The organism is Pseudomonas sp. 382, assembly GCF_002759075.1.
Classification (GTDB): domain Bacteria; phylum Pseudomonadota; class Gammaproteobacteria; order Pseudomonadales; family Pseudomonadaceae; genus Aquipseudomonas; species Aquipseudomonas vlassakiae.
Genome location: NZ_PEMX01000021.1, coordinates 1 through 20,436 on the forward strand (window position 1 = coordinate 1; position 20,436 = coordinate 20,436).

The window sequence follows — 20,436 nt, forward strand, 5'->3', positions numbered from 1 at the left end:
CAGGCACTCCGGCAGCAACGTGACTTGCGTCCGAGCCTCACCTTCGATGAATCGCTTCATGACCGTCCCCGCCAGGATCTCGACGGTCAGAAGGTTAGACAATCGCAGGCGTTTTCACACAGCCTGGACCCGAAGCTGCCGTTCACGAAGGGCAGAAATCGGCAAGGAGCGGCCACACAATTCGCAGCCATCCCGGTAATGACTCTGCGCGGCCACCTCAATGTAGGTATGCTTGCGATCCAGTCCGAACTCATCGGCTCGGCACGTACACAGGAGGAGATGAGATGTACGGCTTTGCCAAGGATCTGAAGATCGAAGGTATCCTAGGAGAGGAAATACGGCAGATTCGCATGGGGCGATACGACGTTCAGTTTCTATTTGGCTCAGGCAGCTGCATCGCTGTCCAGAGCCTGATAGAGGTATTTCATGGCGACGAGCTAATTGCAACTTGGTATGAAGACGTCAATTGGACTAGCAGTAATTTCCAAAGGCTCCTGAACGTCTCCGTGACCAGCTACAGCGTGATTGATGAGAGGGTGTTGGAGATCTGCCTAAGTGAAGAGTTCAGACTACGTCTGCACGATAACTCAGAGCAATTCGAAAGCGTGCAAATTTACCCTCAGCACATCGTTATCTAAATAGACCCACCATCAGGGTGGATAGCGCCAGCCCAAAAGGCAAGGCGTAGCGACGGTCCGCTTCGGGTAGAAAGTGGTCTAAGTGACCGGCTGCTTTCGACCCAAAGCGGCCCTTCACGCGGAGGGCCACTATCCGCCAAAAGCAGACATGCGCACCTGGCAAAAGTAAGCTCTACAGACTTCAGGGATTCGAGAGCTGGCATGAGTAATTTGCTATCCATCACAAGCCACAAATCCAACTACAGTCTCGGCTTCTACCCGACGTTTGCCGTTGACGGAGTACCTTTAGAGGTTTGGCTATCTCAGCACAATCGGGAAGCTGAGTTACACCTCGTATCAGCGCATTCAGGCTTGAGCGACGATGACGACACCTATTTGGTATGGGATCGGACCTATTCCACAGCGCCGGGCTGGGAAGCCTTGGTCCCCCTGCTTGTTTGCTCTGATGACTTGGACCTGACATGTACCGTCATTGTTGCTGAGCAGCACGCCGATGAGCACCATGTCCATTGGCGCCGATTTGGTTTGCTGAGGGAATTAATAACTTTGCAATGCCCTGCCGTTGATTGGTATGACTCGATACCGAGCCTGACTTTCGAGCGCTCCCGTTTCGAGAGTGTGCTGGATGCGTTCAGGAAACAAGAGAGCATCAAAATGGACTGGGACTAACGCGGGTTGCTGTCTGCGCGAGCGACCACACTCGACCTTAGCTGCCATCGCCGAGGGCAGCAAGCGGCCAGAAGCGACCGGCCTCGAGTGAACAGACTATCCTAGAGGCTTGTAGGCGTATACGAAACTAGGGAGCGATTCTGGTAGCCATTCGCAAGTGGTCGCCTCGCCCAAGATCGGGTATGTAAGACCAAGTGGCAGCTTACTAACACGGCCCAAATCAAATCTCAGACGCGGCTTTAACGGCGCGCTCATAGGAAGCAGAGCCGAATAAAAAAGGCCCAACACCAAGGATTATGCGAGGCTCTTCATATCCGTTTTCGTAAGCGAACTCCTCCCAGATGATCTCGTCACCAGAGCTGCGAATGTGCACTGAATATGCTCCGCACTCGATGTCTCCACATTCAGGGCAAATGTAGATGATTACCCGATTGGACCTTGTCTCGGGCAGGCCGCTTCGGATCAAGCTATTGGCAAAGCGAAGATTTTGTTCTGGATATCCCGATACAAAACCACTCATATAGTCAGAGTGCCCACCGTCAGCGCTTACTAAAATTTCCAATAGAGAACGCTCGTCGATTCTAAAGTCGGCAAAATAACGCTCAACGCTAGTACAACCGTTCGATGCGCCTCCAGAGCGAATCGCATCCTGAAAAGTTATGGTGTTGCGGTGCATGCCTTGTTCCTTACTTCAATATGGTCACGATTACACACATTGGGCGTGACTCACGCAAGTGCAGAGGGCACCGACGACTGTCCGCTTGGACGTTTTTTACCTGCCGCGACGGGCTGCTATGGGTTGATAGCAGTCGTTCGCGACTGGTCTCTTTCGACCCTTAGCGGTCATAGCAGCAGGCTTGGCCAAGTCTTCAGAAAGCTTAGCTATCCCAGCCTAATCGCTGCTACTGCCCATCAAAATCCATCTTTTCCCACCCTGCTGAATATCAAAAGCGAAGTCCCAGAACACTGGGTATGCCGGATGGCCCTTGGTTAGCCAAAATGAAGTGAGGGTGCTGGCCTGGTCTAGGCGCACATGCGTGAATAGGTCCTCAAGAAGGCATAGGATTTCGGAGCGTTTTGCATCCAGATCCAGTGGGCCGTAACCGCCATCCCCGGCGTGTAGCAGTTGCTCGGTAACCTCACTGCGAGCCTCGCTTGCGGTCACGCAGGACTGCCCGCAGATGATCACTTGGTTACCGGTGGAAAAAGCGAGTTGCTCTTCAAGCGTTCTATCCAAGTCAAAGGGCCCATAGGTGTTGACCCAGACCGAATAGTTAAAACCCTTCAAGAGATGCTCAAGTCTGAGGATTTCGTTTGCACGTAAATCTTGGGTGATACGCATACTGGCTCCTTTAATAAAAGCTTTGAAGGCTACCTGAGAGCTTTCAAGGCGTTCTGGCTCCAGGCCACTCGCAAACACACAACAGAAGCCGAATTGCTCTTCAGTTACTCGTAAATTTTTCCGCAGTAAAGAAATGTAGCGAACTGCGCCCACGGGTTGGAAGGTGAAAGCCCTTGGCGAATACCAAATTCACTGACTTCGGCCCAAGCTATTGCGGCATCCAGGAAAGCTTCAACATTGGTATTCTCCCAAGCATTGTTTGCGCGCTTATCAGCTGCTAGGGCGTGGACAAAAGCCAAGAAGGTCGTCGCGTCCATAACCTCGGCCAATTGTTCATGAAGGTCCACGAGTTTCTCCCTCGCTAAGGTATACGTAGGTAGGCATTGTCTTTCATACAATGAGTAACCGCTATGGGTTGTTAGCTGCCCTCGCCAAATGCCGGTCCGGATTGATCGTCGACGATGTCGACCGGCACCGGCACCGGCACCGGCACCGGCACCGGCACCTGGCCAGGCGAGGTGCAATCTCCCGGTTAGCCGGCCCGCAGTGTCTTGTTCAATTGCGCACACTCCTTGCGGGCAGCCTCCCGCTGCTGATCCAAGTAATGCGCCAGGTCGGCAATATGAATGCCTCGTGCGCTCTTCTGGCTTGCCTCGAGCCTGGTGATAGGAAGCTTGATTTGTCCGGCAAGAACCTTCCGCTGAAACATGTCAGGGGTCAGGTGGGTGAAGTAGTCGGTGCACACTTGGTCGATTGGGATGATGGCGAGTCCGTTGTATTGCGCCATTAGCATGAATGCAGTGTTCATGGCTTGCGCCCTCGCATGATGATGAAGCCAGCTGCTTGACGGGTTTTAGAGCATTGGTCGTGATTGCCCTTCACGCGAGCCTTACCGCAGATGTCGCAAATGAACGACATGGCTGACTCGCCTCTACCATGGGGGCAAGGGACTGTGAGCGGACGTTATATGTCCCTCGGCCGTTCGGGCATCTTGGTGCCCGAACGGATCAAGGCCAGCTATGAAGGCGCCGCCGAGGGACGGCGCTCGTCGGGGTGGGATGCGCCGGATACCGGTGTGAACAGCCTGATCATGCCGGCCTTGCGCAACCTGCGTTCCCGCTCCCGCAGCGCGGTGCGCAATGACCCATATTCGGTTTACGTTTCCTCGGTTAGAGGCGAATAAGGTTCTGGCTGAGGCCAACAAGCCCGTTGAGTCGTTTTGAGGAAAGGCCGATGGCGTGATCTGGGACCTCGCCATCAGCCTTCAGAACGGTGGATACCCGTCCGCTCGCTACGGCCGGGAATTGGCCGCAGTCTGTTGAGCCTGGCCCGCCGTGTCCTGCGGCAGCTGGTCGAACTCATGCAACCCATCCTTGCGGTACGGGTCGCCAATCCAGCGCGGCATTGGCGTGAACTGCGTGCTCACCAGGCTCTTGGCCGGCTCGTACCGGTCGTAGCTCAACCCTGCCAGGTCCGACAGCGTATGAATCAGGTGCGAGCTGCTGTAGGCACGGTTGGCCATCGACTCCAGGTCACGCGGGTGCTCGGCCTGCCAGCTCGGTGAGGTCCACAGCAGGAACGGCACGGTGTACATCGGCCGGGTCGGCGCGCCTTCGTTGCGGCCCAGGCGGTCGTGGTTGCCGGAGCTGTAGACGTCTTCGCCGTGGTCGGACAGGTACAGCAAGAAGCCGTTGGGCGTGGTCGCCGAATACTGTTTGATCAGGCTCGACACCACGAAATCGTTATAGCGCACGGCATTGTCGTAGAAGTTGTAGGTTTCTACCTGGTCATCGGTCAGTGCAGCCGGCGCACCTTTGCGATCAGTGAAGTGCTGGTAGGCATCCGGGTACCGGTAGCGGTAGTCCATGTGCGTGCCCAGCAGGTGGACGATGATGAACTTCTTCGGCGCCGGGTCTTTGAGGGCCTTATCGAACGGTGGCAGTACCACTTCGTCGTACTGGCTGGCGTTCTGGTTGCGCTGGTTGTTCAGGTACACCTGCTCGTCCGTCTGCTGCGAGAACGTGGTGAGCATGGTGTTGCGCTTGGTCATGGTCTGCTGGTTGGTGATCCAGAAGGTCTTGTAGCCTGCCTGTTTCATCAGGTTGATCAGCGACGGGTCGGTGAGGAAGCGGTCGGGGTGTTCCTCGTCGCCAAAGGTGAGGATTTGCTGCATCACCTCGATGGTGTAGGGGCGCGGGGTCACCACGTTGCGGAATACGGTCAGGCTCTTGTCGGCGGCCAGGGCATCCAGGTTGGGGGTGGTGTCGCGGTTGTAGCCGTACAGGTGCATGTGTTCGCGGGTAGTCGACTCGCCAAGTACCAGCACCAGGGTGCGCGGGGCGTCGCCGCTGCTGTCCTGCAGGTTCTGCAGGGGCGGCAGGGCAGCGTTCTGCGCCAGCAGTTTCTGCATGTTGTTCAGCTGCTGCAGGTACTGACGGTAACCGACCACCAGCTGCCAGGGCACGGCAGGCTCCATGCGTTGCTGCACTTTTTCCACGGCGTCGGCGAAATTGCGTTCCTGGGTGACCATCTGCTTGTAGAACGGCAGCACCAGGTTGACGACCAGCAACAGCACCACCACCGGGATGCGGCTGCGCAGGCGCAGGGTGACCGGGCGCACGCGGGTCCACAGCAGCACGGCGCCCACGGTGTAGGCCAGCAGGCCGAGCATCAGGCCAATGCTGAAGTACTGGCTGAAGTATTCGCCCGCTTCGGCGGTGTTCGACTCGAACATCACGAAGATGACGCTTTGCGAGAATTCCTGGTGGTAGATGCCGAAGTAGCTCAAACCCACCAGCGAGGCGGCCCACAACACCACGCCGATCACGGCGGCGAGGGTGCGGGTGAGGCGTGGCAGCAGCAGGACCGGGACGAACCACAGGGTGCTGAGGAACAGGGCATCGCGGAAGCCAGCGAAACCGGTGGTACCGCTGAACAGCAGCAACGCCTGGGTGACGCCGGAGAAATACCAGAAGAACAGCAGGAGCCAGCCCAGGCCGGCCCAGTCCACGCGCTTGGGCGTGGATGGGGATGCGGTGTTTGCCACGTGTGCCTCGTAACCATGGCGGCAGCCAGAAAAGGGGGCTGCCGGAAAGGCAGAGACGCTAGAGGGCGGATCGTGAAAATTACGTTAACGGAGTATGGAAAAAGTCTTAACGAATCGTTGCTCAAGACCTACTCCCACCGGCATCGTGAATGGTCTGAAGCGCTGTGCAAGGCTCAGGGCGCTGTCGCTTGGGCTGCGCAGCACGCTGGGGCATCGCCGGCAAACCGGCGCCCAGGCCAGTAGTTACACCACATTTCCAGCGAAAAGAATGCTCACACCGTCAGTATTGGCCCAGGTATTGAAACCCGTTAAGGTGTCGCCCCCAGCAAGGAACGCCGCGACCCCCAGGGAGTAATTGATGTCGCTTTTCAATCGGGCCAGCCCGCCTTTCGACCTGCGTTTTGGCAGTACCTTCACGCCTGCTCCAACGCTTGAGCCGTTGCTCGACGGTTACTCTGAAATTCAGCTCCCCGGCCCGGAAACGGTATGGGCCTGCGGCGAGGTCGACCTTGGCCAGTCCGTACGCCTTTTGCGTTATTATCTGGACGACGAAGATTACTGGCTGCAAGTGCTGATGCACGGCAGCCAGCCGGGCGATACCGTGCTGTTCGGCTACCACAGCGCCATTGCCGTGCGCGACGATGCGCACCGGCAGGCGCTGGTTGGCTGCCTGTCCAAGGTCGGCCTGCCGATCTACACGCACGAAGGCTGCCTCTACTCCCGCCAATGGGGCCAGGCTCAAGGGCAGGCTGAACTGGTCCCGTTCCATGAGCAGGTGGTCAGCCCGCAGGCGCGCTATGGCGTCCAGCACCTGTCGATGCTTTATGCCCGCGACACGGGCCTGCCCGACCGTCGCGAATTTCTGCTGTTTTCCCTCGAAGAAGATGAGCACGGTGCGCTCACCTTCACCACCTCGCTGGGTGTCACCCTGTTCCCCACGGACTTCAACGTAACCTGACAAGGATTCACCATGCTCGACGCGCTTCGCCTGTCACTCAATGCTTCGGCGGTGACCGGTTTCATTCTCTATATCAGTGTGGCGCTGCTGCTGTTCTGGCTGTTCCAGTTCATCTACACGCGCATTACGCCCCACCGTGAGTTTTCGCTGATCCGCGAAAACAATCCGGCGGCGGCCATCGCCCTCGGGGGCTCGCTGATCGGTTTCTCGCTGCCAGCCAGCAACATCATCGCCTACAGCGTGAGCATCCTTGACTTCGTCGCCTGGGTGGTGATCGCAGCCGTGGTGCAGTTGCTCGCCTTCGGCCTCACCAGCCTGGTGCTGCGCGACCTGTCCAGGCGCATCGCCAAGGGTGAACTGGCTGCGGCCATATACGCGGCCAGCGTGGCAATCAGCGTGGGCTTCCTCAACTCGGCCTGCATGACGCCGGCGGCCTGACATGCAAGGAGCCCCCATGAAGCCCCCTGTTCGACGCAGCTCCGTCAAGCTGGTGCTGGCCGGCTCGCTGCCACTGGCGCTGACCGCTTGCGGCCCGCAGGAAGAGCTGTACACGGTCACCCAGCAAAGCAATTACGACAGCGTTGCCGCCTGCGTCGCCGACCAGGTGCCGGAACCCGCCTGCAACGATGCCTTCAAGCGGGCGCTGGCGGATTACAAGCGCAATGCACCGACATTTTTCACCCAGGCGGAGTGCGAGGCGCAGTTCACCCCGGACGGTTGCCAGATCACCGTTGGTGGGCGCTACATGCCGCGCATGAGTGGCTTCGAGCTGCAGACCAGCGCTGAGGTGACGCAGTCTCAGCTCGACGCGGGCTATGCCCAGGGCGGTGGCTATGGCCATGTGGCCACCGCCGCAGTGGCTGGCATGCTGCTTGCGCAGATGGGCAACAGCGCCAGCCGTCACTACAACGCGCAACCGTTGTATGCCTACCGCGACGGTACAGGCCAGCGGCACGGCTTGCTTGGGCAGCATTACGGTGCCACGGGTGGCGGTATTCAGCGGGTGAAGCAGGACGAAGAGAGCAACAGCTCATCGAGTGGCGGAGGGGGTGGTGGCGGCTACGGCGGCTCAAGCCGCAACGAGTCGCGTTCGGCGACTTCAGCCTCGGTCACGCGTGGTGGCTTTGGCAGCCAGGCCACTGCGCGCAGTGGCTGGGGCGGCAGATCCGGCAGTTTCTTCGGGGGCTAGGCATGCGCAAGGTCGAACTGGCGGAGCGTCCCGACTGGCGCACGACAGCCCTGCGCGAGGGCTTTGCCTTTCACACGATCGACGGTGAGCGTTACTGGGACGAGCGTGGGTACTATCAATTCAGCGAGGCCCAGGTGATGCATGACCTGCACGCCCCGACCGCAGAGCTGCACGCGATGTGTCTGGACGCGGTAGGGCGCATCGTCGAAAGCGAAGCGCTGATGGCGCGCCTGGCAATCCCGCCAGCCTTCTTCGACCTGGTACGCCGCTCATGGCTGGAGGGGCAGGCGCACCTCTACGGGCGCTTCGACTTCAGCTACGACGGCAAAGGCCCGGCGAAGTTGATCGAGGCCAATTACGACACGCCCACCTCGCTGTACGAAGCCGCAGCATTTCAGTTGATCTGGCTGGAGGAGCAGCTTCAGCGCGGCGTTCTGCCCGCCGAGGCGAGCCAGTTCAATACCCTGGCCGAAGACCTGGTCCAGGCATTTGCAGCGATGCCTGGGCATGCAGATTTCTATTTTTCGACCATCTCCGGTTCGCTGGAGGACCGTGGTACCACCGACTTCCTGCGCAAGATGGCCGAGCATGCCGGCATCCGTACCCGGCATATCGACCTGGAAGACATCGGCCTGGACGGCGATGGCCGCTTCGTCGACCTGCAGGGGCGGGCAATTGCACGGCTGTTCAAGCTGCATGCCTGGGAGCACATGTTCCACGAGGACTTCGGCCAGGCGATTGGCGGGTGCGACACGCAGTTCGTCGAGCCGCCCTGGAAGGCGTTGATTTCCAACAAAGGCATTCTGCCGTTGCTTTGGCAATGGCATGAAGGCCACCCGAACCTGCTCCCGGCGTTTGTCGACCACAGCCCGCACCTGCCGGTGCCCAAGGGCTGGGTACGCAAACCGTATTTCTCGCGGGAAGGGGCCAACGTGGATATCCGCACTGCCGAGGGGGAGCGGGTTTTCGAGGACGGCCCATACGATGATGCGCCTTACATCCTGCAGGGTTTTGCTCCGCTGCCGAAGTTTGGCGACAGCTATACCCTGATCGGGTCCTGGGTGGTTGGGGGCAGGGCTTCGGGGATCGGCATCCGCGAGGATGATTCGTTGATAACCAAGGACAGTTCACGGTTCCTGCCTCATGTGGTGATTGGCTGAGAGGCCAGCAAACACCTGCAAGAATCCTGAGGTCGGTTTCAGGATGCGCCTGGTCGCTCGCACGCAACCTAACGGCGTCACAACTGCCATGCTAGTGGGATGCCCATGAGCCCAGTGCGCGCAGACGCACGGCCATCGGCAAGGAGGCCACCGCGCCCACGCCACCGTGACGTGGCCGGTGTGCCGCAGCAGAACACGCCGGATACCTGCCCTTCACAATAATTCAGGCAGGGTCCGTGATGCCGAGGTCCGCTGTATGCCTGATGAACTGCTTCACCTGCCGGTAATCCAGAACATCCTGACCCGCGAGAAGGACGCTCCCGGCGCGCTGTTGCCGATCCTTCACGCCATCCAGGACGCTGTCGGTTTCATCCCCGAAGCTGCTGTTCCTGAAATCGCCCATGCCCTTAACCTCAGCCTCGCCGAGGTGCGCGGGGTGATCAGCTTCTATCACGACTTCCGCACCTCACCGCCTGCCCGTCACACCCTGCGCCTGTGCCGCGCCGAATCGTGCCAGAGCCGTGGCAGCGAAGCCCTGGCTGCGCAGCTGCGCGAACAGCTGGCGCTGGATGACCATGGCACCAGCGCCGACGGTGCCATCAGCCTGCGCCCGGTGTACTGCCTGGGCGCTTGCGCCTGCTCGCCGGCGCTGGAGCTGGATGGCCAGGTGCATGCAAGGCTTACCCCTGAGCGCCTGCGGGCGTTGGTGAACGGTTGCCTGGAGGGTGAAACATGCTGAAGTTGTGCATTCCCTGTGACTCGGTCGCCCGCGCAGTCGGTGCCGATGAGGTCGCCGATGCAATCCAGGCCGAGGCCGCGCGCCGCCAGTTGCCCGTCGATGTTCAACGCACCAGTTCGCGTGGCCTGTATTGGCTGGAGCCGCTGCTGGAGTACGAAAGCAGCGAAGGGCGCCAGGGCTTCGGCCCGGTCAGCCCGGCAGACGTGCCGTCGCTGCTTGACGCCCTGGCGGGTGAACCCGGCGGCCATTCGCTGGCGCTGGGCCCGGTCGAAGCAATCCCTTACCTGAAAACCCAGCAGCGCCTGCTGTTCGCCCGCGCGGGCATCACCCGCCCGTTGTCGCTGGACGACTACCGTGCCCACGGCGGTTTCAAGGGCCTGGAAACGGCGGTGGCGATGGACGGCGCCGCCGTGGTCGCCACCGTGCTCGACTCCGGCCTGCGCGGCCGTGGCGGCGCGGCGTTCCCGGCCGGCATCAAGTGGCGCACCGTGCGCGAGGCCAGTGCAGCGCAAAAGTACGTGGTGTGTAACGCCGATGAAGGCGATTCTGGCACCTTCGCTGACCGCATGCTGATGGAGGGCGACCCCTTCCTGCTGATCGAAGGCATGATCATCGCCGGCCTTGCCGTCGGGGCCGACAAAGGCTACATCTATGTGCGCTCGGAGTATCCCGACGCCATCCGCGTGCTCAACCAGGCCTTCGCCATCGCCCGCGACGCTGGTTATCTGGGCAGCGACGTGGCCGGCAGCGGCCAGGCTTTCGACCTGGAAGTACGGGTGGGTGCCGGTGCCTATATCTGCGGCGAGGAAACCGCGCTGCTCGAATCCATCGAAGGCAAACGCGGCATCGTCCGCGCCAAGCCGCCGTTGCCCGCGCTCGAAGGCCTGTTCGGCCTGCCGACACTGGTGCACAACGTGCTTACCCTGGCCTCGGTGCCGACCATCCTGGCCGAGGGCGCGGCGTTCTACCGTGATTTCGGCATGGGCCGCTCGCTGGGCACCATGCCGTTCCAGCTGGCCGGCAACATCCGCAACGGTGGCCTGGTGGAGCGCGCTTTCGGCCTGACCCTGCGCGAACTGGTGGAAGGCTACGGCGGCGGCACCGCCAGCGGCCGGCCGCTCAAGGCCGCCCAGGTCGGCGGCCCGCTCGGCGCCTGGGTACCGCCCAGCCACTTCGATACGCCGCTGGACTACGAGGCCTTCGCCGCCATGGGCGCGATGCTCGGCCATGGTGGCGTGGTGGTGGCCGACGATACACTGAACATGGCCAGCATGGCGCGCTTTGCCCTGCAGTTCTGCGCCGAGGAATCCTGCGGAAAATGCACCCCGTGCCGGATCGGCTCGACCCGTGGCATGGAGGTGGTCGACCGGCTGATTGCGAGCAGCGACTTCACCGAGCGCCATGACCAGGCGCTGCTGCTGCGCGACCTCTGCGACACCATGCAGTACGGCTCGCTGTGCGCCATGGGCGGCATGACCGCCTACCCGGTGGCCAGCGCCCTCAAGTACTTCCCCGCCGATTTCGGGCTGACCACCACGGAGGCCGCACAGTGATCAACTATTTCGATCCAGAGACCGACCTGGGCACGCCAGCCCGTGACAGCGACGTGCAGGTCAGCCTGAACATCGATGGCCGCAGCATCAGCGTGCCGGCCGGCACCTCGGTGATGCGCGCCGCCGCCATGCTTGGCACCAGCATCCCCAAGCTGTGCGCCACCGACAGCCTCGAAGCCTTCGGCTCGTGCCGCATGTGCATGGTGGAAATCGACGGCATGCGTGGCTACCCGGCCTCGTGCACCACGCCGGTCAGCGAGGGCATGGTCGTGCGCACGCAAACCCCGCGCCTGGCCGACCTGCGCCGCAATGTGATGGAGCTGTACATCTCCGACCACCCGCTGGATTGCCTGACCTGCTCGGCCAACGGCAACTGCGAACTGCAGACCGTTGCCGGCCAGGTCGGTCTGCGCGAGGTGCGCTACGGCTATGACGGCGCCAACCACCTGGCGGAGAAGAAGGACACCTCCAACCCGTATTTCGACTACGAACCCAGCAAGTGCATCGTCTGCAGCCGCTGCGTGCGTGCCTGCGAAGACATCCAGGGCACCTTCGCCCTGACCATCACCGGGCGCGGTTTCGAGTCGCGGGTAGCGGCAGCCGGTGGCGACAACTTCCTGGCCTCCGAATGCGTGTCGTGTGGCGCCTGCGTGCAGGCGTGCCCGACGGCGACCCTCACTGAGAAGAGCCTGGTCCAGCTTGGCCAGCCCGAGCGTGCGGTGATCACCACCTGTGCCTATTGCGGTGTTGGCTGCTCGTTCCGCGCCGAGATGAAGGGCGACCAGCTGGTGCGTATGGTCCCGGACAAGAATGGCGGCGCCAACCACGGCCACGCCTGCGTCAAGGGTCGCTTCGCCTGGGGCTATGCCACCCACCCCGATCGCATCACCAGGCCGATGATCCGCAAGCGCCTGGAAGACCCATGGCAGGAAGTCAGCTGGGATGAGGCGGTCACCTACGCCGCCAGCGAGTTCCGCCGCATCCAGCTCAAGTACGGGCGGGATTCCATCGGCGGCATCACCTCCAGCCGCTGCACCAACGAAGAAGCCTACCTGGTGCAAAAGCTGGTGCGCACGGCGTTCGGCAACAACAATGTCGATACCTGCGCCCGGGTTTGCCATTCGCCGACCGGCTATGGCCTGAAGCAGACCCTGGGTGAGTCGGCTGGCACCCAGAGCTTCGATTCGGTGATGCAGGCCGATGTGATCCTGGTGATCGGCGCCAACCCAACCGACGCCCACCCGGTATTTGGCTCGCAGCTCAAGCGCCGCCTGCGCCAAGGCGCACGGCTGATCGTCATCGACCCAAGGCGCATCGACCTGGTCGACTCGCCCCACGCCCGCGCCGAACTGCACCTGCAGCTGCGCCCCGGTACCAACGTGGCCATGCTCAATGCCCTGGCCCATGTGATCGTCAGCGAGGGGCTGCTGGCCCAGACGTTCATCGACGCCCGCTGCGAAACCGAGGACTTTGCCCGCTGGCGTGACTTCGTCAGCCTGCCGGAAAACGCCCCGGAAGCCCTGGGGCCCGTATGCGGTGTGCCCGCCGAGCAGATCCGCCGCGCCGCCCGGTTGTACGCCACCGGTGGCAACGCGGCGATCTACTACGGCCTGGGGGTGACCGAACACAGCCAGGGCAGCACCGCAGTCATGGGCATCGCCAACCTGGCCATGGCCACCGGCAACATCGGCCGTGAAGGGGTAGGGGTGAACCCGCTGCGTGGGCAGAACAATGTGCAGGGCTCGTGCGACATGGGGTCGTTCCCCCACGAGCTGCCGGGCTACCGGCATATCTCCAACGAGGGGGTGCGGGCCGAGTTCGAGCAGGCGTGGGGCGTGACCTTGCAGCCCGATCCGGGCCTGCGTATTCCCAACATGTTCGAAGCGGCGCTCGATGGCAGTTTCAAGGCGCTGTACTGCCAGGGCGAGGACATCGCCCAGAGCGACCCCAACACCCAGCATGTCACCGCTGCCCTGCGCGCCATGGAATGTGTGGTGGTGCAGGACATCTTCCTCAACGAGACGGCCAAGTTTGCCCATGTGTTCCTGCCGGGCAGCTCGTTCCTCGAGAAGGACGGCACCTTCACCAACGCCGAGCGGCGCATCTCGCGGGTGCGCAAGGTCATGGAACCGCTCGCCGGCAAGGCCGACTGGGAGGCTACCGTGGCCTTGGCCAATGCCCTGGGCTATCCGATGGACTACCGCCATCCATCCGAGATCATGGACGAGATCGCCCGCCTGACCCCGAGCTTCCACCGCGTCAGTTATGCCGAGATCGACCGCCACGGCAGCCTGCAATGGCCGTGCAACGACGCCGCCCCGGACGGCACCCCGACCATGCACATCGAGCAGTTCGTGCGCGGCAAGGGGCGTTTCATGCTTACCGGTTATGTGCCCACCGACGAGAGGGTCAACAGCCGTTACCCGTTGCTGCTGACCACCGGACGCATCCTCAGCCAGTACAACGTCGGCGCCCAGACCCGGCGCACCAGCAACACCGCGTGGCACGATGCCGACCGGCTGGAGATCCACCCCGACGACGCTGAAAGCCGCGGCATCCATGACGGCGATTGGGTCGGCATCGGCAGCCGTGCAGGGCAGACTGTGCTGCGTGCCAAGGTCAGCACGCGGGTGGCCCCGGGGGTGGTGTACACCACCTTCCATTTCCCCGAGTCCGGTGCCAACGTGATCACCACCGACAACTCCGACTGGGCCACCAACTGCCCGGAATACAAGGTCACGGCGGTGGAAGTGGTGAAGGTGTTCCACCCATCGGAATGGCAGAAGCGCTATCAGGACTTCAATGACCAACAGCGGCGTCTGCTCAAGGAGCGCCGCACACAGGAACAAGCCGAGGTGCGCCGATGAGCAGTGACAACCTGGTCAAGATGGCCAACCAGATTGCCCACTACTTCGACAGCGAGCCAAACCGGGCGCAGGCGGTGCAGGGCGTGAGGCAGCATCTGCACAGCTTCTGGACGCCGGCGATGCGCCGGCAGCTGGGGGAGTGGATTGCCGAGCATGGCCAGGAAGGGCTGGATGCCAAGGTGGTAGAGGCCCTGGCCTAGCGCCTGTCTGTTCCGGCCTCTTCGCGGGCAAGCCCGCGAAGAGGCCGGCACAGGCAAAATGAAATGTCCGTCATTTATGCAAGACGAATCCCGCCGCAATGCTACGCTCGCGGAAACCCTCGTCACGGATATCTTCTATGGACATGAACTGGCACCAGGCCCTGCAAGAGAGCCTGAGCTGGCTTGCAATCGCCTCGTTCATCACCCTCATCGGCTTCACCGCTGCTGCTTTCCTGGCCGTGCGCTACACGCGCTGGGGCAGCCAGTTCTGGCAGCTGGCGGGGCCTTACTTCACCTTCCGCCGCAGCTGGCGCCCGCTGCTGGTGTTCGGCCTGCTGCTGGTGCTGACGCTGTTCTCGGTGCGCCTGAACGTGCTGTTCTCGTTCTGGTACAACGGTTTCTACAGCGCCCTGCAGGCTCTCGACCAGACGGCCTTCTGGTACCTGCTGGGGGTGTTCGCGGTGCTCGCCACCATCCATGTGCTGCGTTCGCTGTTCACCTTCTACGTGACCCAGGCGTTCAGCATTCAATGGCGGATGTGGCTGACCGAGCGCCTGACCGGCGACTGGATGAAAGGCGATGCCTATTACCGCGGCCGTTTCCTCGCCGAGCCGGTGGACAACCCCGACCAGCGTATCGAACTGGACGTCAGCGCGTTCGTCACCCATTCTGTTTCGCTGGCCCTGGGCGCGGTCAGCGCGCTGGTTTCGCTGGTGGCCTTTACCGGCATCCTCTGGGGCCTGTCGGCGCCGCTGACAGTGGCGGGGTACGAGATACCCCGGGCGATGGTGTTTGCGGTGTATATCTATGTGCTGATCGCCACCTGGATTGCCTTCCGCCTCGGCCGGCCGTTGATCCGCCTGAATTTCCTCAATGAAAAACTCACGGCGAACTTCCGTTATGCGCTGATGCGCCTGCGCGAGAACGCCGAGAACATTGCCTTCTACCAGGGCGCTGCGGTCGAACGGGCAACCTTGCTCGGGCGCTTCGGCGCACTGATCGGCAACGTCTGGGCGCTGGTGTTCCGAAACCTGAAGTTCAGCGGTTTCAACCTCGGCGTCAGCCAGGTGGCGGTGGTGTTCCCGTTCATCCTGCAGGCGCCACGTTTTTTCAGCGGGGCGATCAAGCTCGGTGACGTGATGCAGACCTCCCAGGCGTTCGGCCAGGTGCAGGATTCGCTGTCATTCTTCCGTGAGTCCTACGACACCTTTGCCCAGTACCGCGCCACCCTCGACCGTTTGACCGGCTTCCTCAATGCCAACGACCAGGCCAGTGCGCTGCCACGGGTGCTGACCGAAGACCAGCCACGCGCCCTGGATATCATTGGCCTGCAGGTGCTGCGCCCGGACGGGCATGCGCTGATTGCCGACCTCGACCTGCGCCTGCAGGGCGGCCAGGCGCTGCTGATCAAAGGGCCGTCGGGCAGCGGCAAGACCACCTTGCTGCGCGCCCTGGCAGGCCTGTGGCCGTATGCCAAGGGCGAAGTCCGGCGGCCGTTGGGGACCCAGGCGTTGTTCCTGTCGCAGCGGCCTTACCTGCCGCTGGGCGACTTGCGTGCCGCCATTGCCTACCCGGCCGACAGCCAGCCGGAGGATGAAGCGCGCATGCAGCAGGCCCTGCGCGAGGTCAACCTGGCGCACCTGGCCGAGCGGCTGGCGGTGAGTTGCGACTGGTCGAACATTCTCTCGGTCGGTGAGCAGCAACGCCTGGCGTTTGCCCGGGTGCTGTTCAACCGGCCGCAGGTGGTGTTCCTCGACGAATCCACCTCGGCGATGGACGAAGGGCTGGAGCATGCGATGTATGCGCTGTTGCGTAAGGAGATGCCCGAGACCTTGCTGGTGAGCGTGGGGCATCGCAGCACCTTGGCCGACTTCCATACCCACCGGCTGGAAGTGGATGGGCAAGGCGGCTGGTCGCTGCGCCAGCAGGAGGTTCTGGTTTAGCCAGTGCTGGCCTCTTCGCGGGCATGCCCGCTCCCGCAGGTGGTGCACAGATCTGGAGTTCTGCGCTGTATCTGTGGGAGCGGGCGCGCCCGCGAAGAGGCCATCACAGGCATCAAAAACTTCAAGGCTGATGCTCGGCATCCAGCATGACGATCAGCTCAGCCCCTTCACTGCGCACATTCCCCACCTCCTTGCCCACCGCAAACCACTCGAACGCCGCCACCGGCAAGCACTGCTCCCGCGCCAGGCGCTCGGCCTTCTCGGCAGGTACCTCGGGGTCAATCCAGGCTCGCGCATGCTCCGGGCTCAGCACCAGGGGCCGGCGGTCTTGGATATCGACCATCCCCGCATCGCTGGCGGCGGTGATGATCACGAAGCCATCGCCTTCGTTAGGCTCCTGCCCGGCACGCACCTCGGCCAGTGCCGCCATGAACATCGGGGCCTGGTTTTTCAGGCGAATGAAATAGGGTTGTTTACGCTCGGGGTCATGCGGGTCAGCCACCCACTCGTACCAGCCGTCAGCCATCACCAAAGCCCGCCCTTGCGGCCAAAGGGCCTTGAAGAACTTGCCGGAGGTCACCGTCTCGCCCCGCGCGTTGATCGGTGCCGGCCGCTTGCCCGTGGCCCAGAACGGCGCCCAACCCCAATGGCAGGGGGCGATGCGCAGGCCATCGGTGGCCTGATGCAGGATCAGCACGCGGCTGCCGGGGGCGACGTTGTAGCGGCCGATCGGCACGTTGTCGTACCCGCTGATCACGTCCTGTTCGGCGTCCAGTTCACGCAGGTAGTCGGCCAGGCCCTGGTACTGGGCGAAGCGTCCACACATGGCATCTACCCCCACTTGTCGAAATATCCTGCGGCGAAATTGACCGGATACCTGCTACGGCGTTTACTGTATATGCATACAGATAAACATCAAGGCCGTCGCATGACTTTCATCCTGGCTCCCATCACGGGCGCCAGTGTGCCGTGCCGCGCTATCTGTTCCGTGTTCCGGCGGGCTTTGCGTCACCTGCCGCCGACCACATGGAGCAGCCCATCTCGCTGGACGAGCTGCCCAACCTGCGGGCACCGCACATTTATCTGGTCAGGATAGACGGCGACAGCCTGCAAGGTGCCGGCATATTTGATTGCGACCTGGTGCTCGTCGACCGTTCGATCGAGGCGCGCCATGGCCATATCGTGATTGCCGCAGTCAACGGCGAGCCGCCGTGCAAGCGGCTGCAGTACGTCGCCGGGCAATTGCTGCTGCGCTCGGAAAACCTGCGCTGTGCGCCACGCTACCTCATGGAGGGTGACGACTTCATGATTTGGGGCGTGGGGACGTTCAGTTTGCGCAGCCATGACCCGGCTTAGCGCAGCAGCATCACTCCGACGAGGGTGGCGCCGGCAAAACCCGCCCCGACCAGGAAGGTCGCCTGGAACCCGGCGCCATCCCACAGCAGCCCGGCCACCACACTGGCGCCCAGCAGTGCCACCCCAGTCAGCAAGTTGAACAGGCCGAACGCGGTGCCACGCAGGCTGGCCGGTGCACGGTCGGCAATCAGCGCGGCGAAGATGCCCTGAGTGAACCCCAGGTGCAGGCCCCAGGCGGCAACCCCGAGCGCCAGCCCGGCCCAGCCTGGCAACAGGGCCAGCAACAGGTCAGCGGTGATCAGCAGGCCCAGCCCTGTCATCAGCACGCCACGGCGGCCGACGCGGTCTGACAGCGCGCCGGCCGGGTAGGCCGACAGCGAATAGGCCAGGGCCATGAGCACCAGCACCGCGGGCGCCCACAACGGCGCCAGGCCCATATCCTGGGCGCGCAGCAGCAGGAAAGCCTCGCTGAACCGGGCCAGGGTGAACAGCATGGCCAGGCCGCTCAGGCGCCAGTAGGCCGGGCCCAGGCGCGCCAGTTCATGCCATGCCAGCGGCGAGCGCACCGGCCGCGCGCTGGGTGCTGTCTCGGGCTCACGGACGAAGGCAACGAGAATGTACACGGCGACGAACGCCGGGATCACCGCCACCCAGAACACCGTCTGGAAATGGCTCGCCGTCAGCCACATCAGCCCGATCGCCAGCAACGGGCCGAGGAAAGCCCCCACGGTGTCCAGCGCCTGGCGCAGGCCGAATGCCGCGCCACGCAGTTCGGCCGGCGTCACATCGGCGACCAGCGCATCGCGCGGGGCGCCGCGGATACCCTTGCCGATGCGGTCGACGAAGCGCGCCGCAGTCAGCCACTCCAGGCCGGAGGCCAGCGGGAACACTGGCTTGGTCAGCGCGCCCAGGCCATATCCCAGCACCGTCAGCAGCTTGCGCTTGCCGAGGCGGTCGCTGAGTGCGCCTGAGAACACCTTGGTGATCGACGCGGTGGCCTCGGCGATACCCTCGATGAAGCCAACGGCGACCACTGACGTACCGAGCACGGTGACCATGTACAGCGGCAGCAGGGCGTGGATCATTTCCGAGGAGATGTCCATGAACATCGACACGAAACCCAGCGCCCAGACGCTACGAGGGATCTTCGGCAGGGCCTTGGCGGTGCTGCCTTGTTCGGACTTTTCGGCACTGTGCATCGGGAGCCTCGATGGAGTTGTCACAGCTCGAAACTGTAGGACTGCGTGCGCAGGATGCAAATTGGATGAGTGGCTTGAGGCATCGGCAAGGCGTTGTGATTAACTGTATATAGATACAGTATTGATAATATTTGCAATGAAGCCCGCAACGTACGCCCATCGTCGTGCTCAGCAACAATGACGGCTGTGTCGTCGCTCGCGGTGCCGAGGCCAAGCCTGCCCGGCGATCTCAAATGCTCAGCCGCACTGCCAGCGCCGCCAAGGTCACCAGCAGCACCGGCACTGTAAGCAGCACGCCAACCTTGAAGTAATACCCCCAGCCAATCGTCACTCCCTTGCGCGCCAGCACATGCAGCCAGAGCAAGGTCGCCAGGCTGCCGATCGGCGTAATCTTCGGCCCCAGGTCGCAGCCGATCACGTTGGCGTAGATCATTGCCTCGCGTACCACGCCGTGCGCCTCGCTGGCGTGGATCGACAGTGCGCCGATCAGCACGCTGGGCAGGTTGTTCATCACCGAGGACAGCAGCGCGGCAATCAGCCCGGTTCCCAGTGATGCCGCCCACAGGCCATGCCCGGCCAGGCCATTGAGCACGTGGGTCAGCGAGTCGGTCAGGCCGGCATTGCGCAGCCCGTAGACCACCAGGTACATGCCCAGTGAGAACACCACGATGTGCCACGGCGCCTCACGCAGCACGCGGCGGGTCATGATGACGTGGCCGCGCGCAGCCACCGCGAACAGCACCAGCGCCCCCGCAGTGGACACGGCGCTGACCGGAATGCCGAGCGGCTCCAGCACGAACAACCCGGCCAGCAGGCCCACAAGCACTACCCAGCCGACGCGGAAGGTAGCGCGATCGCGGATGGCCAGGGCCGGTAGCTTGAGGTCCTCGGCAGTGTATCGGGCCGGGATGTCACGGCGAAAATACAACCCCAGCACCAGCAGCGTGGCCGCCACCGCCACCAGGTTCACCGGCACCATCACCGACGCGTAGGCATTGAAACCGAGGCCGAAGTAGTCAGCTGAAACAATGTTCACCAGGTTCGACACGACCAACGGCAGGCTGGCGGTGTCGGCAATGAAACCGGCACCCATGACGAAGGCGAGGGTCGCTGCGGGGGAGAAACGCAGGGCCAGCAGCATCGACATGACGATCGGGGTGAGGATCAGCGCTGCCCCGTCATTGGCGAACAATGCCGACACCGCAGCCCCCAGCAGCACCATGAAGGCGAACAGCCTGCGCCCGTCGCCGCGCGCCCAACGTGCCACGTGCAGCGCTGTCCATTCGAAGAAACCCGCCTCATCCAGCAACAGGCTGATGACGATCAGGGCGATGAAGGTGCCGGTGGCGTTCCAGATGATCGCCCATACGGTGGGGATGTCCTGCACTGAGACCACCCCGAACAACAGCGCCAGCACGGCGCCAAGGCTGGCGCTCCAGCCGACGCCGAGGCCCTTGGGCTGCCAGATGACCAGGGTCAGGGTGAACAGGAAGATCAGTGCGGCTGGGAGCATGGGCAAGGGATTCGTTGAGGGAGAGGGTCGACGTGAAGCGTCTGTGGGTTGTACCTGAAATCGT

21 protein-coding genes and 1 pseudogene are annotated in these 20,436 nt (G+C 62.6%); 14 read left to right on the top strand and 8 right to left on the bottom strand.

Features of this window, described 5'->3' with window-relative positions; genetic code table 11:
• From CQW31_RS31485 to CQW31_RS31735, 3 genes are all read left to right on the top strand, one after another.
• Positions 1 to 309: hypothetical protein (locus tag CQW31_RS31485; protein WP_218254803.1), on the top strand; the 309-nt coding region annotated here is incomplete at its 5' end.
• Positions 285 to 638 carry a hypothetical protein gene (locus CQW31_RS20795; RefSeq protein ID WP_054883516.1) on the top strand — a complete coding sequence of 118 codons (354 nt, stop codon included), beginning with the start codon at positions 285 to 287 and terminating at the stop codon, positions 636 to 638. The genes CQW31_RS31485 and CQW31_RS20795, both read left to right, overlap by 25 nt.
• Positions 639 to 839: 201 nt before the next feature.
• Positions 840 to 1,307, top strand: coding sequence for a hypothetical protein (locus CQW31_RS31735; RefSeq protein WP_249342004.1), 468 nt, complete (start codon positions 840 to 842; stop codon positions 1,305 to 1,307).
• Positions 1,308 to 1,527: 220 nt separating this feature from the next.
• Here the strand turns inward: CQW31_RS31735 and CQW31_RS20805 are convergent, their stop codons facing one another.
• The 4 genes from CQW31_RS20805 to CQW31_RS20820 all read right to left on the bottom strand — a co-directional run bounded on the left by CQW31_RS20805 (position 1,528) and on the right by CQW31_RS20820 (position 3,457).
• Positions 1,528 to 1,983 (bottom strand): hypothetical protein, encoded by a 456-nt coding sequence (locus tag CQW31_RS20805; protein ID WP_099815292.1) that lies wholly within the window; start codon positions 1,981 to 1,983, stop codon positions 1,528 to 1,530.
• 216 nt (positions 1,984 to 2,199) lie between these two features.
• Complete coding sequence (locus CQW31_RS20810) at positions 2,200 to 2,649, bottom strand: hypothetical protein (RefSeq protein WP_054883518.1); 450 nt, start codon at positions 2,647 to 2,649, stop codon at positions 2,200 to 2,202.
• Between the two features lie 104 nt (positions 2,650 to 2,753).
• On the bottom strand, positions 2,754 to 2,996 hold the full coding sequence (locus tag CQW31_RS20815) for a hypothetical protein (protein WP_082433381.1): 243 nt from the start codon (positions 2,994 to 2,996) through the stop codon (positions 2,754 to 2,756).
• A gap of 185 nt (positions 2,997 to 3,181) precedes the next feature.
• A complete protein-coding gene (locus tag CQW31_RS20820; RefSeq protein ID WP_054883519.1) occupies positions 3,182 to 3,457 on the bottom strand; it encodes a pyocin activator PrtN family protein in 276 nt (91 codons plus the stop codon).
• Positions 3,458 to 3,616: 159 nt separating this feature from the next.
• Here CQW31_RS20820 and CQW31_RS20825 point away from each other — a divergent pair.
• Positions 3,617 to 3,823, top strand: a pseudogene (locus CQW31_RS20825) (phage portal protein); the annotation flags it as partial.
• Positions 3,824 to 3,940: 117 nt separating this feature from the next.
• Here CQW31_RS20825 and CQW31_RS20830 read toward each other — a convergent pair.
• Complete coding sequence (locus tag CQW31_RS20830; protein WP_099815293.1) at positions 3,941 to 5,695, bottom strand: phosphoethanolamine transferase CptA; 1,755 nt, start codon at positions 5,693 to 5,695, stop codon at positions 3,941 to 3,943.
• Between the two features lie 358 nt (positions 5,696 to 6,053).
• Between CQW31_RS20830 and CQW31_RS20835 the strand changes: the two genes are divergently transcribed.
• The 9 genes from CQW31_RS20835 (at position 6,054) to CQW31_RS20875 (ending at position 16,304) form a co-directional block, all read left to right on the top strand.
• Positions 6,054 to 6,653 (top strand): DUF2491 family protein, encoded by a 600-nt coding sequence (locus CQW31_RS20835; RefSeq protein WP_099815294.1) that lies wholly within the window; start codon positions 6,054 to 6,056, stop codon positions 6,651 to 6,653.
• 12 nt (positions 6,654 to 6,665) lie between these two features.
• Positions 6,666 to 7,091 (top strand): DUF350 domain-containing protein, encoded by a 426-nt coding sequence (locus CQW31_RS20840; protein ID WP_054883523.1) that lies wholly within the window; start codon positions 6,666 to 6,668, stop codon positions 7,089 to 7,091.
• 16 nt (positions 7,092 to 7,107) lie between these two features.
• On the top strand, positions 7,108 to 7,842 hold the full coding sequence (locus CQW31_RS20845) for a DUF1190 domain-containing protein (RefSeq protein WP_099815295.1): 735 nt from the start codon (positions 7,108 to 7,110) through the stop codon (positions 7,840 to 7,842).
• Between the two features lie 2 nt (positions 7,843 to 7,844).
• Positions 7,845 to 9,002 carry a glutathionylspermidine synthase family protein gene (locus CQW31_RS20850; protein ID WP_099815296.1) on the top strand — a complete coding sequence of 386 codons (1,158 nt, stop codon included), beginning with the start codon at positions 7,845 to 7,847 and terminating at the stop codon, positions 9,000 to 9,002.
• A 256-nt stretch (positions 9,003 to 9,258) separates the two neighbouring features.
• Positions 9,259 to 9,741, top strand: coding sequence for a formate dehydrogenase subunit gamma (locus tag CQW31_RS20855; protein ID WP_054883526.1), 483 nt, complete (start codon positions 9,259 to 9,261; stop codon positions 9,739 to 9,741).
• On the top strand, positions 9,735 to 11,294 hold the full coding sequence (locus CQW31_RS20860; RefSeq protein WP_099815297.1) for an NADH-quinone oxidoreductase subunit NuoF: 1,560 nt from the start codon (positions 9,735 to 9,737) through the stop codon (positions 11,292 to 11,294). The genes CQW31_RS20855 and CQW31_RS20860 overlap by 7 nt, the downstream gene beginning before the upstream one ends.
• Positions 11,291 to 14,161, top strand: a complete 2,871-nt coding sequence (gene fdhF / locus CQW31_RS20865; RefSeq protein ID WP_099815298.1) for a formate dehydrogenase subunit alpha — start codon at positions 11,291 to 11,293, stop codon at positions 14,159 to 14,161. The genes CQW31_RS20860 and fdhF overlap by 4 nt, the downstream gene beginning before the upstream one ends.
• Positions 14,158 to 14,361, top strand: coding sequence for a formate dehydrogenase subunit delta (locus CQW31_RS20870; protein WP_054883529.1), 204 nt, complete (start codon positions 14,158 to 14,160; stop codon positions 14,359 to 14,361). Before fdhF ends, CQW31_RS20870 begins: the two co-directional genes overlap by 4 nt.
• A 137-nt stretch (positions 14,362 to 14,498) precedes the next feature.
• Positions 14,499 to 16,304, top strand: a complete 1,806-nt coding sequence (locus CQW31_RS20875) for an ABC transporter ATP-binding protein/permease (protein ID WP_099815299.1) — start codon at positions 14,499 to 14,501, stop codon at positions 16,302 to 16,304.
• A 121-nt stretch (positions 16,305 to 16,425) separates the two neighbouring features.
• Here the strand turns inward: CQW31_RS20875 and CQW31_RS20885 are convergent, their stop codons facing one another.
• Complete coding sequence (locus CQW31_RS20885; RefSeq protein WP_099815300.1) at positions 16,426 to 17,130, bottom strand: SOS response-associated peptidase family protein; 705 nt, start codon at positions 17,128 to 17,130, stop codon at positions 16,426 to 16,428.
• A gap of 143 nt (positions 17,131 to 17,273) precedes the next feature.
• Between CQW31_RS20885 and CQW31_RS20890 the strand changes: the two genes are divergently transcribed.
• Positions 17,274 to 17,660, top strand: coding sequence for a LexA family protein (locus CQW31_RS20890; protein WP_371858389.1), 387 nt, complete (start codon positions 17,274 to 17,276; stop codon positions 17,658 to 17,660).
• Here CQW31_RS20890 and CQW31_RS20895 read toward each other — a convergent pair.
• Positions 17,657 to 18,859, bottom strand: a complete 1,203-nt coding sequence (locus tag CQW31_RS20895) for an MFS transporter (RefSeq protein ID WP_099815302.1) — start codon at positions 18,857 to 18,859, stop codon at positions 17,657 to 17,659. The genes CQW31_RS20890 and CQW31_RS20895 overlap by 4 nt on opposite strands.
• 229 nt (positions 18,860 to 19,088) lie before the next feature.
• Positions 19,089 to 20,372: an arsenic transporter gene (locus CQW31_RS20900; protein ID WP_054883534.1), complete on the bottom strand. Its 1,284-nt coding sequence runs from the start codon at positions 20,370 to 20,372 to the stop codon at positions 19,089 to 19,091.
• Positions 20,373 to 20,436: the final 64 nt, after the last annotated feature.